Here is a 14,476-nt window from a genome sequence, read left to right as displayed (position 1 = left end):
GTGCCCTGTGCCTGTTGGCGACGTGGTTGTCGCTGGCGCTGGGGCCTGTGAGCTTGCCGTTGTTTGACACCCTGCGCGCGGCTCTGAGGTTGCTGGGCATACCGATACCGGGCGAAGGTCTGGAGCAGGCCGAGCTGATCCTGGGGCAGATTCGTTTGCCTCGGACATTGCTGGGGTTGGCAGTTGGCGGTGTGCTGGCGTTGTCAGGTGTAGCCATGCAGGGGTTGTTCCGTAACCCGTTGGCCGACCCCGGGTTGGTCGGTGTGTCCAGCGGCGCAGCCTTGGGTGCGGCGATTGCGATTGTGGGCGGATCTGCGTTTGGCGGGCTGCCAGATTTTATCGGACCCTATTTGCTGTCGCTGTGCGCGTTTCTCGGGGGGTTGGGTGTAACGGCACTGGTGTATCGGCTGGGGCGGCGCAACGGTCAGACCAATGTCGCCGTCATGTTGCTTGCGGGGATCGCGCTGACAGCTTTGGCCGGTTCGGCGGTCGGATTGTTTACCTATCTGGCAGATGACGCGACATTGCGTACCCTGACTTTCTGGAATCTGGGCAGTCTTAATGGCGCCAGTTACGCGCGGTTGTGGCCCTTGTTGATTGTTACTGTGGGTGTTGCCTTGTGGTTGCCTCGGCGAGCAAGTGCGCTCAATGCGCTGTTGTTGGGAGAGTCGGAGGCCAATCATCTGGGGATCGACGTCGAAGGCCTTAAGCGCGAGCTGGTGTTTTGCACTGCCTTGGGTGTGGGCGCTGCTGTGGCGGCGGCAGGCATGATTGGTTTTGTCGGGCTGGTGGTGCCGCATCTGGTACGGCTGCTGGCAGGGCCTGATCACCGCGTGCTGTTACCTGCTTCCGTGCTGGCAGGTGCCGCGTTACTGCTGTTTGCCGACTTGATTGCACGACTGGCCCTGGCACCTGCAGAGCTGCCCATCGGGATTGTTACCGCATTCCTTGGGGCGCCGTTCTTCCTCTACTTACTGTTGCGAGGTCGCCACTGATGCTGCGTGCGGAGAATCTGCAGATCCGTCGTGACCGGAAAATCGTGTTGGCGGATGTCACTCTTGATGTACGTCCGGGTGAAGTGCTGGGCGTGCTGGGTCCCAATGGCGCGGGTAAAAGCACACTGCTGGCCGCGTTGTGCGGGGACTTGGCTCCGAGTGGGGGGCAGGTCTGGCTGGACCAGCAAGTCCTGGGCAACTTCAAGGGCGCGCAACGGGCCCAGCGTCTTGCGGTCTTGCCGCAGACCTCTACCCTGGATTTCGCCTTTCGTGTTGAAGAAGTAGTGGGTATGGGGCGACTGCCACATCAGACAGGTCGGACCCGCGATTCAGAAATCATTCACGCCGCGTTGCAGGCGGCTGACGTTGAGCACTTGGCGGGGCGCAGCTATCTGGCGTTGTCGGGTGGTGAGCGGCAACGGGTGCATCTGGCGAGGGTGCTGGCGCAATTATGGCCAGGGCAAAGCGGGCAAACCCTGTTGCTTGATGAGCCGACCTCCATGCTCGACCCTTTGCATCAGCACACGACGCTCAAGGCCATTCGTGCGTTCGCGGACCGCGGAGCGGCGGTACTGATCATCCTCCATGACCTGAATCTTGCCGCGCGTTACTGCGATCGTCTGTTGTTGCTTGAGGAGGGACGTCCCCGTGCCCTGGATTGTCCGCAAAAGGTGCTGCAGCCGGACGCGCTAAAAGCCGTTTTTGGTCTGGACGTTTTAGTGCAGCCTCACCCGGAGCTGGGCTGCCCGATGGTGATTGCCCGCTGAGCAGGTAGCGTGAGTCATTTGGCTGGCGCTTTTCGGCAGGCAAAAAAAGACCCGGCAAGAGCCGGGTCAAATAACCGTGATTAGCCTGATGAGGAGATTTTCTGAGAGTCCGAACCAAGGGCCTTTCAGAAGATCGACTGGTCTCGCGACCAGATGGCGTAATCATAACAATTCTCATTACCATGTCAACAACTGTTTTTTACCGTTCATCGTGCGTGTTTGAAATGAGTCACTTCAGGCTTTTTTCAACGTGGCCAGGTGATCCACCTGCTGGTTCAGCTCTTCTTTGCGCTGCGCGGGGATATCGTTCCAGTGAACATCCAGCAAGGCTCCTTCAATCGCATACAGCAATACTTTAGAAGCCCTGAAGCCCCGGGCCTTTACTGCTCGATATGCATCAACAGCCCCCAGACGTCTCAAGTCCGAGGCGCTGTGAATACCAACAGCGTGAAGCCATTGCGCTGAGGTCTTCCCAAGATTTTTCAAATGCTGGAGTTCATCATTCATCAGCTCTCCTTGCGACGGCGTGAGCTCAGCGTTTATGGGGCATTTTGATTCTACGAAGTGTAGCGCTCAGTAGGAAAACCGCAGTCCGTTAGTCGGTTTTGGAACAAAGGATTGGCTCTAAACAACAAGGATTTTGTCAGAAGATGGCGGGGGCGTAGGGGATAGAGCGTCTGAGGCGGTGCAACCCTGCATGATCCATTGCACTGCATGTGTGCTGGATCGGGTGTCGTAATTGTATTACCGGCAGTGCTGGCGAGTACGAACACTAAAGGCCGCTCAATTTCACCGGTGCTCAATTGAGCCGTGAAACCATTGCGGTTTCACGGCTAGCGCGAATCCTTACAGGCCTGGCAAGCGCTGGCGAATATCAGCGATCAGAGTGTCGAGGCTTTTGCTGTTGTGGGTTTCAACACATTTGCTGCGCAGGATTTCATCGGCGCCCAGGGCTTCGCGACTGGCTTGCTGTGCCTTGACTACTTCCAGAGTGGCGTCAGAAGGGTCGGTGCCAATGGACTTGCGATGGGCCAGCCAGCCTTCGATCACGGCGTCTGGCGCTGTGCAGTCAAGGATCAGGCAAGGCACGCCGGTGGCTTCTGCTACTTGAGCGGCGGCATCGCGCTGTTCACGCTTGAGGTAGGTAGCGTCGATCACCACGGGGAAACCCGCACGCAGCACGATGCCAGCCAGTTCATGCAGCTTGTTGTAGGTAGCAGTACTGGAGTCGGCATTGTAAATGCCATCGCCTACCGCGTTTTCAGTGGTCTGCTGTCCGAACAACTGCTTGCGGATAACGTCTGAGCGCAGACGAATCGCCCCCAGTGCCTCGACAAGTCGCATGGCGACTGAGCTTTTGCCTACAGCCGAAACACCGTGGGTGATCGTCAGGAAGCGTGAAGGGATAGTGCTGTAGCTTTCCGCCAGATTGGCGTAATTGCGGTATTGGCGCAGTGTGGCCGCGCGCTGAACAGGGCTGGCTTCTGCAGGCATGCTGAACAGGCTGATTTTGGCGCGAACCAGTGCACGGTAGGCTTTGTAGAAGTTCAGCAGCTCCAGGCCCTGATAATCGCCTGTCAGTTCCAGGTACTGGCTGACAAACCGTCGAGCCAGCGACTTAAGGCCACGGTCTTCAAGGTCCATCGCCAGAAAAGCGGTGTCGGCATACACATCGGTAAAGCGGAAAGGCTCGTTGAATTCAATGCAGTCGAAAATCACTACCTTGCCATCAATGATGGTGGCGTTGCCCAAGTGAATGTCACCGTGGCATTCGCGGATGAATCCCTGTGCCTTGCGCTGCTCGAACAACGGCTTGAGGCGGGTAAAGCTTGCTTCTGCCCAGGCCTGGAGCGCGTCCAGTTGCAGCAGGTCAGCTTTGTCCGAAAGAAATGGGCGAATCTGATCGAAGTTCTGACGGACAGGATCCATCACGGCTTCTGGAGTACCTTGGTAGTGTTCAGCAGGAACGTGGGGCGCCTGAGTGTGGAACAGGGCGATCTGCTGGGCCATTTCGTCGACATGGGCGGCATTGAGTTCGCCGTTGGCTTGCAAGGTGCTCAGCAGCTGGCTTTGCGGGAACTGACGCATTTTCAGCACATATTCGATGGCCGGGCCTTCGCCGCCCAGTGCTGGCGCTTCGGCAGTACCGGTGATCGGCAATACGTCGAGGTACAGCCCTTCGGTCAGGCGCTGGTTCAGGCGCAGCTCTTCATTGCAGAAGTGCTCGCGACCGCTGAGCTCGGTGAAGTCCAGAAAGCCAAAGTTGACGGGCTTCTTAAGTTTGTAGGCGTACGGCCCCGTAAGGATGACCCAGGAGATGTGCGTCTCGATAACCTGAAACCCATCGACTTCATGGGGGTAGAGGTCCGGGTTTTGCAGGGCGGCAATCAGGTTCTGGCTCACGGTTGATCCTTCAAGGTCTGGAAAATTCGATGCGCCATTATGGCGGCTGACAGCGGGAGTGCAAACCGCCGGGCTGCGCATGATGAACATGAATAAAGTGCGTATAATCTCGCGCCATGACTCGTACCCGATCTCCTCGTTCTCGTTCCAAACGTCCTTCTGGCGGCCTTCGGCCCTGGCTGGGCTGGGCAATCAAGCTCAGTCTGGTCGGTCTGGTGGTGCTGGCAGGTTTTGCCGTCTATCTGGATGCCATCGTGCAGGAGAAGTTCTCCGGCAAGCGCTGGACCATCCCGGCCAAGGTTTATGCCCGGCCGCTGGAGCTGTTCGTCGGCCAGAAGCTGAGCAAGAATGACTTCCTCACGGAGCTCGATGCGCTGGGCTACCGCCGTGAAAGCGTGGCCAATGGCCCTGGTGCCGCAGCAGTCAATGGCAACACGGTCGACCTCAATACCCGTGGCTTCCAGTTTTATGAAGGTGCTGAACAGGCACAGCCGGTACGTGTACGTTTTTCTGGTGACTATGTAGCAGAGCTGTCATCGACCAATGGTTCCAAGCTGCCTGTGGTGCGCCTTGAGCCGTTGCTGATCGGTGGCCTCTATCCGAAAAACCTCGAAGACCGGATCCTGATCAATATCGATCAAGTGCCGCCGTTTCTGCTTGAAACGCTGGTAACGGTAGAGGATCGCGATTTTTATCATCACTTTGGCGTGTCGCCAAAGTCGATCGCACGTGCCATGTGGGTCAATACCTCGGCCGGGCAAATGCGTCAGGGCGGCAGCACATTGACTCAGCAGTTGGTCAAGAACTTCTACCTGACCAACGAGCGCAGTCTGAGCCGCAAGTTGACTGAAGCGATGATGGCCTTGTTGCTTGAGATGCATTACGACAAGCGCGAAATCCTTGAGGCATATCTCAACGAAGTGTTTGTAGGTCAAGACGGTCAACGGGCTGTTCATGGCTTTGGCCTGGCCAGTCAGTTCTTCTTCAGCCAGCCGCTGGCCGAGCTCAAGTTGCATCAAGTGGCGCTGCTGGTAGGCATGGTCAAAGGGCCATCTGCCTACAATCCGCGACGCTACCCTGAGCGAGCGCTTGTTCGCCGTAATCTGGTACTCGACTTGCTTGAGCAGCAAGGTGTTGCAACGTCTGAGCAAGTGGCTGCTGCCAAGAAAATGCCACTGGGCGTGACCACGCGTGGCAGTCTGGCAGACAGCTCGTTCCCGGGTTTTCTGGATCTGGTAAAGCGTCAGTTACGTGAAGATTATCGAGATGAAGACTTGACCGAAGAGGGGTTGAGGATTTTTACCAGCTTCGACCCGATCCTGCAGATGAAGTCTGAAGCCGCAATGGGTGAGACCTTCAAGCGTCTGACCGGGCGTAAGGGTTCGGATGAAGTGGAAGCCGCAATGGTGGTCACGAATCCCGAAACCGGTGAGGTTCAGGCCCTGATCGGCAGCCGTGCACCGCGCTTTGCAGGTTTTAACCGTGCCCTGGATGCGGTACGGCCCATCGGTTCGTTGATCAAGCCTGCGGTGTATCTCACGGCGCTTGAGCGGCCGAGTCAGTACACGCTGACCAGTTGGCTGTCAGATGATCCGTTGTCGATCAAAGGCGCGGACGGTCAGGTCTGGAAGCCTCAGAACTATGACCGGCGTTCTCATGGCACGGTTTTCCTCTACCAGTCGATGATGAACTCCTACAACCTGGGTACTGTAAGACTGGGGCAGGAAGTCGGCGTGCCTAATGTGCTCAAGACCTTGGCGCGACTGGGGGTTGAGCGTCAGTTCCCGGCGTTCCCGTCCATGTTGCTGGGTGCCGGTGCATTGAGCCCGATGGAAGTGGCGACCATGTATCAGACCTTGGCCAACGGCGGCTTTAATACGCCGATGCGCGGGATTCGCAGTGTACTGACAGCAGAAGGCGAGCCACTCAAGCGCTATCCGTTCCAGATCCAGCAACGCTTCGATCCGGGTTCTATCTTCCTGATCCAGAATGCGATGCAGCATGTAATGCGCGAAGGTACGGGGCGTTCGGTTTATAACGTACTGCCCAGGAATCTTGCGTTGGCAGGCAAGACCGGTACCAGTAACGATTCGCGTGACAGCTGGTTCGCAGGTTTTAGTCAGGACTTGCTGGCAGTGGTCTGGCTGGGTCGCGACGACAACGGCAAAACGCCGTTTACCGGCGCAACCGGTGCTCTGCAAGTGTGGACCAGCTTTATGAAGAAAGCTGACCCGCTGCCGCTCGATATGCCTCAGCCCGATAACATTGTTCAGGCCTGGATTGATCCGCATACGGGTCAAGGATCTGACGCCAGCTGCCCTGGCGCGGTACAGATGCCGTATATTCGCGGCAGTGAGCCGCCAGCGGGGACCAGTTGTGGCGGGCAGGCGCCTGCTTCAGGTGAGGCCGTGATGGATTGGGTCAAGGGCTGGTTGAATTAAGCAAAGAGGGTTTTACGTGAATAAGTTGTGGATTGCGGCTGTTTCAGCCCTGGCTTTGCTCAATGGTTGTGCCAGCGTGCCTCAGGGTTCGATCCCTGTGGTCGATTCTGGTGTGGCGGTGTCGAATAACGAACGAGTTTCGGCCCAGCGTACGACTGGAAACTACCCACAGGCCACTGCGCCGCGTGCTACTCAGGCGCGCACGATTACCGAGGACTCGGGCGTTGTCGTGATGATCCCGGGTGGCGCTGCAAGCGTATCTACGCCGATCAGCACCCAGCCGTTCACGCCCGGACCGATTACGCCTGGCCCGGCGGCAGCGCCCATCAGCACGGGCAGCTATACACCGGGTAATACGTACAGCGCCCCGGCGCCGATTACGCCAAGCGGAATTCCATCGAGCAGTAGCGGCGTTCTGGCTGCCGACGAGCAGCTGGATGGTCCAGTGCTGGCGTTGCTTACCACTGCTCAGCAGCAACAGTCGAGCGGTGACTTGAATGGCGCTTCGTCGAGTCTTGAGCGTGCTCAGCGCGTGGCGCCTCGGGAGCCGCAAGTACTCTATCGCTTGGCGCAAGTGCGGATGGCACAAGGTGACGCCGCTCAGGCGGAGCAGTTTGCCCGTCGCGGTTTGACGTTCGCCAATGGTCGTCCGGACCTGCAGGCCAGTCTGTGGGGCTTGATTGCCCAGGCGCGTGAGAAACAGGGCGATGCTGCAGGCGCTGCACTGGCCCGTCAAAAAGCCAAGGTCAGCCTCTGATGGTCATGGATTCCCGTACTCCTGAAGTCGCCGGGTTCTTGTTGCTCATCGAGCAGGAAATGCGCACGCAGGGGTTGTGGAGCGACAAGGTTCCTACGGAGCACGACTTGTCCAGCCAGGAGCCGTTCAGCGTCGACCGGCTCGATTTTGAACTGTGGGTGCAGTGGATCTTCCTGCCGAAGATGAAAGTCATTGTTGAGCAGGGCCTGCCACTGCCAAATGTTTCGGGTATTCGGCATATGGCTGATCAGGTTTTTGCTCAGCGTCGCGGAAACTGGAAGCCACTGCTCAAGCACTTCGAAGGTTTTGATCTGCTGATTAGCCCCTCCGCCTGAGGTCATGGCTGCCAGCTTTTACTGTCAGTCATCCATTTTCTTGTCAGTTTCTGGCGTTTCACGCGTTTTTTTGTGCGTTCCTGTCAATTTATGAAAATAAATCTCATAGATGGCTTGACTTGGGCAGGCCTAATGACAAGAATCGAAGTCCCGCTGTAGAGGGACTGCCAGAAGCAGACCCTCTCAGCAGATCATGAGGCGCACACCCGCGCCGACCTGCTACACCCGCAACGCGTTACCTCGCGCTGGGTGGGAAACCCCCGCAACACTTGGGGAGCTCCCAATACTTGCTCAGTCAGTGCTGACGTAGTCGGCGACCACCGTCGCTCATGCTCTGCTGAAAAGTAAACCTATTAAGACCCGTTCGTATTTTTGTGAACGGTATTCTGGCGTTTTAGAGGTGAACAACGTGGAGCTTTTATCTGGCGGTGAGATGCTCGTGCGCTTTTTGCGCGACGAAGGTGTCAAATATATCTACGGGTACCCTGGTGGTGCTCTGCTGCATGTCTACGACGCTTTGTTCAAAGAACCGGAAGTTACCCACATCCTGGTTCGCCACGAACAAGCGGCTACCCACATGGCTGACGGCTATGCCCGTGCAACGGGTAAGGCCGGTGTAGTTCTGGTCACTTCCGGACCGGGAGCAACCAATGCCATTACCGGGATTGCCACTGCCTACATGGACTCCATTCCGATGGTGATCATTTCTGGTCAGGTGCCTAGCACCATGGTCGGGACTGATGCTTTCCAGGAAACCGACATGATCGGTATCTCCCGGCCCATCGTGAAGCACAGCTTTATGATCAAGCATGCTTCGGAAATCCCGGAGGTCATGAAAAAGGCGTTCTACCTCGCTCAATCCGGCCGTCCTGGTCCGGTTGTGGTCGATATCCCGAAAGACATGACCAACCCGGCCGAGAAGTTCGAATACGTTTTCCCGAAAAAAGCCAAGCTGCGTTCTTACAGCCCGGCCTTGCGTGGTCACTCAGGCCAGATTCGCAAGGCGGCAGAGATGCTTCTGGCAGCCAAGCGCCCTGTGCTTTATGCAGGCGGCGGCGTAATTTTGGGCGGCGGTTCGGCTCCGCTGACCGAGCTGGCAAAAATGCTCAACGTGCCTGTAACCAATACGCTGATGGGCTTGGGTGCCTACCCTGGCACAGACCGTCAGTTCGTCGGCATGCTCGGCATGCACGGCAGCTTCACTGCCAACATGACCATGCACAATGCTGATGTGATTCTGGCTGTAGGCGCACGCTTTGATGACCGCGTAATCAACGGTCCGTCCAAGTTCTGCCCGAACGCCAAGATCATCCATATCGATATCGACCCGGCGTCCATTTCCAAAACCATCAAGGCCGATGTACCGATCGTGGGTCCGGTGGAGAGTGTGCTCACCGAGATGGTCGCAATCCTCAAGGACATTGGCGAGAAGCCAAATCCAGAGGCAGTTTCCAGTTGGTGGAAGCAGATCGACGAATGGCGTGGCGATCGCGGCCTGTTCCCTTATGACAAGGGTGACGGCAGCAAGATCAAGCCTCAGGCTGTTATCGAGATGCTTTGCGAAGTGACCAAGGGTGATGCGTACGTAACATCCGATGTGGGTCAGCATCAAATGTTTGCGGCCCAGTATTACCGCTTCAACAAGCCTAATCGCTGGATCAACTCTGGCGGCCTGGGCACGATGGGGTTCGGCTTCCCGGCGGCGATGGGCGTAAAACTGAGTTTCCCTGAGGCTGACGTTGCCTGTGTAACAGGCGAGGGCAGTATTCAGATGAACATTCAGGAGCTGTCGACGTGTTTGCAGTATGGCTTGCCAGTAAAAATCATCAGCCTCAACAACGGCGTGCTGGGAATGGTGCGTCAGTGGCAGGACATGAACTACGGCAGTCGTCATTCGCATTCGTACATGGAGTCGCTGCCTGATTTCGTCAAGCTGGCTGAGGCTTATGGGCATGTAGGTATCCGGATCACTGATCTGAAAGACCTGAAGCCAAAGATGGAAGAAGCTTTTGCCATGAAGGATCGCCTGGTGTTCCTGGATATTCAGGTTGATACCAGTGAGCACGTTTATCCGATGCAGATCAAAGATGGCTCCATGCGCGACATGTGGCTGAGCAAGACGGAGCGCACTTAATCATGCGGCACATTATTTCCTTGCTTCTTGAAAACGAACCGGGCGCCTTGTCTCGCGTTGTTGGGCTTTTCTCGCAACGTAACTACAACATCGAAAGCCTGACTGTAGCGCCAACCGAAGACCCGACTTTGTCGCGTCTGACGCTGACCACGGTGGGCCATGATGAAGTGATCGAGCAGATCACTAAAAACCTGAACAAGCTGATCGAAGTGGTCAAGCTGGTTGACCTGTCGGAAAGTGCTCATATCGAGCGTGAACTGATGTTGGTCAAGGTCAAGGCAACGGGTGCACAGCGCGCAGAAATCAAACGCACCACGGACATATTTCGTGGGCAGATCGTTGATGTCAGCGCCAGTGTGTACACCGTGCAGTTGACAGGAACCAGTGAGAAGCTCGACAGTTTCATTCAGTCGATTGGTACCGCCTCGATCCTGGAAACAGTTCGCAGTGGCGTCACCGGGATTGCCCGTGGCGACAAAGTACTCAGCATCTAAAACTAACAAATGCTAATTGGCCTGAATGGCCTGGATATAAGGGAAAATCATGAAAGTTTATTACGACAAAGACTGCGACCTTTCGATCATCCAGGGCAAAAAAGTAGCCATTATCGGTTACGGCTCCCAGGGTCACGCCCAAGCCTGCAACCTGAAAGACTCCGGCGTTGACGTTACTGTTGGTCTGCGCAAAGGTTCGGCCACTGTCGCCAAGGCTGAGGCTCACGGCCTGAAAGTGACTGACGTTGCCAGCGCTGTTGCCGCTGCAGATCTGGTCATGATTCTGACCCCGGACGAATTCCAGTCGGCGCTGTACAAGGACGAAATCGAGCCGAACATCAAGAAGGGAGCCACACTGGCTTTCTCCCACGGCTTCGCTATCCACTACAACCAGGTTGTACCGCGCGCCGACCTTGACGTGATCATGATCGCGCCAAAAGCACCGGGTCACACCGTGCGCTCCGAGTTCGTAAAAGGCGGTGGCATTCCTGACCTGATCGCGATCTATCAGGATGCGTCGGGCAACGCCAAAAACGTAGCCTTGTCATACGCGGCTGGCGTTGGTGGCGGTCGTACCGGCATCATCGAAACCACGTTCAAGGACGAAACCGAAACCGACCTGTTCGGCGAACAGGCTGTTCTGTGTGGCGGTACTGTCGAGCTGGTTAAAGCCGGTTTCGAGACCCTGGTTGAAGCAGGTTATGCGCCAGAAATGGCTTACTTCGAGTGCTTGCACGAGTTGAAGTTGATCGTTGACCTCATGTATGAAGGCGGTATCGCCAACATGAACTACTCGATCTCCAACAACGCCGAGTACGGTGAGTATGTAACCGGTCCGGAAGTGATCAACGCAGAGTCCCGTCAGGCAATGCGTAATGCTCTGAAGCGCATTCAGGATGGTGAATACGCGAAGATGTTCATCACCGAAGGTGCTACTGGCTACCCATCGATGACCGCCAAGCGTCGTAACAACGCCGCTCACGGTATCGAAGTCATCGGCGGGCAACTGCGCTCGATGATGCCTTGGATCGGCGCGAATAAAATCGTCGATCAAACAAAGAACTAAGTTTTAGCCTGTAGAGAAAACGCGGCCTAGGCCGCGTTTTTTCGTTTAAGCGACAGCTTCTGGTATAAAGCAGGATCGTTTGCGGGTGTGTGCTGGCCCCAAGCTTCCACCGAAACTTTCCATATCGTTGCAAGGTAATGTCCATGAGCGAACGTCCCGAAGAGCCAAAAGCGGCTTCAGACGCCGATAGCCTGCTGCCTATCGATGAGCATGTCGAAGAAGGGCATGACGCCGAAGGCCGTAAAGTCCGGCATCGTGGTATCTATCTGCTGCCGAACCTGTTCACCACCGCGAACCTGTTCGCCGGTTTTTATTCGATCATCAGCTCCATGAGTGCGCAAAGCGCGATGAGTGCGGGTGATGCTGCAGGAGCAAGCAAGTATTTTGCGTTTGCTGCTATCGCGATCTTTGTCGCAATGGTGCTGGACGGTCTCGATGGCCGCGTAGCCCGTATGACCAATACTGAAAGTGCTTTTGGCGCCGAGTACGATTCCTTGTCGGACATGGTTGCCTTTGGCGTTGCACCTGCATTGCTGGCCTTTGGCTGGGCCCTGGGTGATATGGGCAAGGTGGGCTGGATGGTGGCTTTCATCTATGTCGCGGGGGCTGCATTGCGTCTGGCGCGTTTTAACACCCAGGTAGGTAAAGCGGATAAGCGTTACTTCATAGGTCTGGCCAGTCCGGCTGCTGCTGGTGTAGTGGCGGGTATCGTTTGGGCGTTCAGTGATTACGGAATCCAGGGTTCGAAAATGTCGTTCCTGGTTGCGCTGCTGGTGGCTGCAGCCGGTATGCTGATGGTCAGCAATATCAAGTACAACAGCTTTAAAGAGCTGGATTTGAAAGGGCGCGTTCCTTTCGTGGCCATCCTGGCGGTAGTGTTGGTGTTTGCTGTTGTGTTCAGCGACCCGCCGCGCATCCTGTTGTTGGCATTCCTGGCGTATGCGGCATCGGGACCTATCCAGTACTTGTTGCGTTTGCGCCGTAACAAAAACGCCGAGTGATGTAATTTCTCCCATACTCCGTAGTCTATTGGTGCATCAGTCCTCCAATACTGCGGAGTTGTCATGCTTATCAAGCTTCCTAAGGCGTCCGACTGCAAAGAGTCGGACGTTACGCCTGAATCCTTCTATTTATCCCGTCGTGCATTACTTGGCAGCTCGCTTGCCGGATTGGCTGTAGGCGCGCTACCGCGTTGGGCCAGCGCCGAAGATGCGGTGCGTTACGCGGATGTCGAGCCGGGCAGGGCGCCGGCATGGTTTGCCGATAAGCTCCCGCAGACCAAATGGCAGGCTGTCACGGTTAGCGGGGAGGCGATCACGCCTTTCAAGGACGCAACGCACTACAACAACTTCTATGAGTTCGGGACCGACAAGGGGGATCCGGCGCAGAATGCTGGTGCCTTGAAAACCGAGCCTTGGACGGTGGTCGTGGATGGGGAAGTGGGCAAGCCGGGTCGCTATGCCCTTGAAGACTTCATGAAGCCTTATCAGTTGGAAGAGCGGATCTATCGTTTGCGTTGCGTAGAGGCCTGGTCAATGGTTATTCCATGGATGGGCTTTCCCATATCGGCATTGCTCAAGCAGGTGGAGCCGACGTCGAAAGCCAAATTTATACGCTTTGAAACCTTACAGGATCCGAAGGTCATGCCGGGGCAGCGCTCGGGTTTCGCCTTGATTGACTGGCCCTATGTTGAGGGGTTGCGTCTGGATGAAGCGATGAACCCGCTGGCGATTTTGGCAGTGGGCATGTATGGGCGCGAATTGCCGAATCAGAATGGAGCGCCGCTACGTTTGGTCGTGCCTTGGAAGTACGGGTTTAAAAGTGTGAAATCCATTGTGAGAATCAGCCTGGTGGAGGAGCAGCCGAAAACCACTTGGCAGAGCATCGCTGCGGATGAGTACGGCTTCTACGCAAATGTGAATCCGCAGGTCGATCATCCGCGATGGACGCAGGCGCGTGAGCGGCGTCTGCCGAGCGGCCTGTTCAGTCCTAATGTGCGTGATACCCAGATGTTTAACGGGTACGCGGATGAAGTGGCTTCTTTATATGCGGGTCTCGATTTACGGAAGAACTACTGATGAAGTTCCTTTCTTGGCGTATTGGGGTCTTTGCAGCAGCGGCTGTGTGGCCTTTGTACTGGCTTTATGAGGCCTGGATCTTTGCCTTGGGCCCGGATCCGGGAAAGGTGCTGGTTGATAGGCTGGGGTTGGGGGCGCTTATTCTGCTGCTGGTAACACTGAGCATGACGCCGATGCAAAAGCTTACGGGGTGGCCTGGATGGATTGCAGTGCGTCGCCAGATAGGCTTGTGGTGTTTTGCCTATGTGGTGCTGCATGTGTGTTCATACCTGACTTTCGTGCTGGGGTTTGACTGGTCGCAGCTGGGTGTGGAGTTGCGCAAGCGGCCCTACATTATTGTAGGTGCTCTGGGTTTTCTGTGTTTGCTGGCCTTGGCAGTGACTTCAAATCGATACAGTCAGCGGCGGCTGGGTGCGCGCTGGAAGAAACTCCATCGTCTGGTGTATGTGGTTGTAGGATTGGGGTTGCTGCATATGCTTTGGATTGTGCGGGCGGACCTCAAGGAATGGTCGGTTTATGCCTTTATAGGTGTGTGCCTGCTGATGCTGCGAATACCCGTGGTCATGAGTCGAATTCCGCGTCTATATAAGAAGAAACCGATATCGGTATCAAGAGTGAAAATTAACCCTTGACTCAGATCTGTAACGGCCTATAATTCGCCCACTTCCGGCGCAGTCGAAACGGAAAACTCCTTGAGTTTCAATGAGTTGGATTAGTTTTCGGCGGTGTCAGCTTCAAGTCATCGAAGCAGGAAATGAGGTGTTGACAGCAGCGTGCAACGCTGTAGAATTCACCTCCCGCTAACGAGAGATCGAAAGCGCAAGTGGTTGATGTTGCAGAGGAAACTTTGAAAACATCTTAAAATAACCGCTTGACAGTAACAGAGGCTGCTGTAGAATGCGCGCCTCGGTTCAGCGAAAGCTAAACCAACCGCTCTTTAACAACTGAATCAAGCAATTCGTGTGGGTGCTTGTGGAGTCAGACTGATAGTCAACAAGATTATCAG

General features: G+C 55.9%; 12 protein-coding genes and 1 pseudogene. 11 read left to right on the top strand and 2 right to left on the bottom strand.

The window, feature by feature from the left end:
- The first annotated feature begins 11 nt into the window (after positions 1–11).
- A complete protein-coding gene (locus AC19YQ_RS11040; protein ID WP_326398982.1) occupies positions 12–995 on the top strand; it encodes a FecCD family ABC transporter permease in 984 nt (327 codons plus the stop codon).
- Between the two features lie 47 nt (positions 996–1,042).
- A pseudogene (locus AC19YQ_RS11035) lies at positions 1,043–1,762 on the top strand (heme ABC transporter ATP-binding protein); the annotation flags it as partial.
- A 234-nt stretch (positions 1,763–1,996) separates the two neighbouring features.
- Here AC19YQ_RS11035 and AC19YQ_RS11030 read toward each other — a convergent pair.
- Together AC19YQ_RS11030 and AC19YQ_RS11025 are read right to left on the bottom strand one after the other, a co-directional pair.
- Entirely contained in the window at positions 1,997–2,269 is a 273-nt protein-coding gene (locus AC19YQ_RS11030; protein ID WP_133078278.1) for a TfoX/Sxy family protein, read from the bottom strand.
- A 339-nt stretch (positions 2,270–2,608) separates the two neighbouring features.
- The gene (locus AC19YQ_RS11025; protein WP_133078277.1) at positions 2,609–4,165 is read right to left on the bottom strand and encodes a bifunctional aminoglycoside phosphotransferase/ATP-binding protein; all 1,557 of its coding nucleotides are present in this window, start codon (positions 4,163–4,165) and stop codon (positions 2,609–2,611) included.
- A gap of 116 nt (positions 4,166–4,281) precedes the next feature.
- Between AC19YQ_RS11025 and mrcB the strand changes: the two genes are divergently transcribed.
- The 9 genes from mrcB (at position 4,282) to msrQ (ending at position 14,102) form a co-directional block, all read left to right on the top strand.
- Complete coding sequence (mrcB, locus tag AC19YQ_RS11020) at positions 4,282–6,606, top strand: penicillin-binding protein 1B (protein ID WP_133078276.1); 2,325 nt, start codon at positions 4,282–4,284, stop codon at positions 6,604–6,606.
- A 16-nt stretch (positions 6,607–6,622) separates the two neighbouring features.
- Positions 6,623–7,363, top strand: a complete 741-nt coding sequence (locus AC19YQ_RS11015) for a tetratricopeptide repeat protein (RefSeq protein ID WP_133078275.1) — start codon at positions 6,623–6,625, stop codon at positions 7,361–7,363.
- A 5-nt stretch (positions 7,364–7,368) separates the two neighbouring features.
- The gene (locus tag AC19YQ_RS11010; protein WP_326398984.1) at positions 7,369–7,698 is read left to right on the top strand and encodes a YqcC family protein; all 330 of its coding nucleotides are present in this window, start codon (positions 7,369–7,371) and stop codon (positions 7,696–7,698) included.
- A gap of 409 nt (positions 7,699–8,107) precedes the next feature.
- Positions 8,108–9,832 (top strand): acetolactate synthase 3 large subunit, encoded by a 1,725-nt coding sequence (locus AC19YQ_RS11005; RefSeq protein WP_133078274.1) that lies wholly within the window; start codon positions 8,108–8,110, stop codon positions 9,830–9,832.
- 2 nt (positions 9,833–9,834) lie between these two features.
- Positions 9,835–10,326, top strand: coding sequence for an acetolactate synthase small subunit (ilvN, locus tag AC19YQ_RS11000; protein ID WP_016783407.1), 492 nt, complete (start codon positions 9,835–9,837; stop codon positions 10,324–10,326).
- A gap of 49 nt (positions 10,327–10,375) precedes the next feature.
- On the top strand, positions 10,376–11,392 hold the full coding sequence (gene ilvC / locus AC19YQ_RS10995; RefSeq protein ID WP_133078273.1) for a ketol-acid reductoisomerase: 1,017 nt from the start codon (positions 10,376–10,378) through the stop codon (positions 11,390–11,392).
- A 143-nt stretch (positions 11,393–11,535) separates the two neighbouring features.
- The gene (pssA, locus tag AC19YQ_RS10990) at positions 11,536–12,393 is read left to right on the top strand and encodes a CDP-diacylglycerol--serine O-phosphatidyltransferase (RefSeq protein WP_019825985.1); all 858 of its coding nucleotides are present in this window, start codon (positions 11,536–11,538) and stop codon (positions 12,391–12,393) included.
- 63 nt (positions 12,394–12,456) lie between these two features.
- On the top strand, positions 12,457–13,470 hold the full coding sequence (msrP, locus tag AC19YQ_RS10985) for a protein-methionine-sulfoxide reductase catalytic subunit MsrP (RefSeq protein ID WP_133078272.1): 1,014 nt from the start codon (positions 12,457–12,459) through the stop codon (positions 13,468–13,470).
- On the top strand, positions 13,470–14,102 hold the full coding sequence (gene msrQ, locus AC19YQ_RS10980; protein WP_133078271.1) for a protein-methionine-sulfoxide reductase heme-binding subunit MsrQ: 633 nt from the start codon (positions 13,470–13,472) through the stop codon (positions 14,100–14,102). Before msrP ends, msrQ begins: the two co-directional genes overlap by 1 nt.
- The last annotated feature ends 374 nt before the right edge of the window (positions 14,103–14,476 follow it).

It is taken from the genome of Pseudomonas sp. MF06569, from assembly GCF_059862735.1.
This window is presented reverse-complemented; position numbering and strand designations above follow the sequence as displayed.

What these genes read in the sequence shown, in the direction of transcription:
- AC19YQ_RS11030 (WP_133078278.1), bottom strand. Translation starts at nt 2,269, where the DNA reads ATGAATGATGAACTCCAGCATTTGAAAAATCTTGGGAAGACCTCAGCG.
- mrcB (WP_133078276.1), top strand. Translation starts at nt 4,282, where the DNA reads ATGACTCGTACCCGATCTCCTCGTTCTCGTTCCAAACGTCCTTCTGGC.
- AC19YQ_RS11010 (WP_326398984.1), top strand. Translation starts at nt 7,369, where the DNA reads ATGGATTCCCGTACTCCTGAAGTCGCCGGGTTCTTGTTGCTCATCGAG.
- ilvN (WP_016783407.1), top strand. Translation starts at nt 9,835, where the DNA reads ATGCGGCACATTATTTCCTTGCTTCTTGAAAACGAACCGGGCGCCTTG.
- ilvC (WP_133078273.1), top strand. Translation starts at nt 10,376, where the DNA reads ATGAAAGTTTATTACGACAAAGACTGCGACCTTTCGATCATCCAGGGC.
- pssA (WP_019825985.1), top strand. Translation starts at nt 11,536, where the DNA reads ATGAGCGAACGTCCCGAAGAGCCAAAAGCGGCTTCAGACGCCGATAGC.
- msrP (WP_133078272.1), top strand. Translation starts at nt 12,457, where the DNA reads ATGCTTATCAAGCTTCCTAAGGCGTCCGACTGCAAAGAGTCGGACGTT.
- msrQ (WP_133078271.1), top strand. Translation starts at nt 13,470, where the DNA reads ATGAAGTTCCTTTCTTGGCGTATTGGGGTCTTTGCAGCAGCGGCTGTG.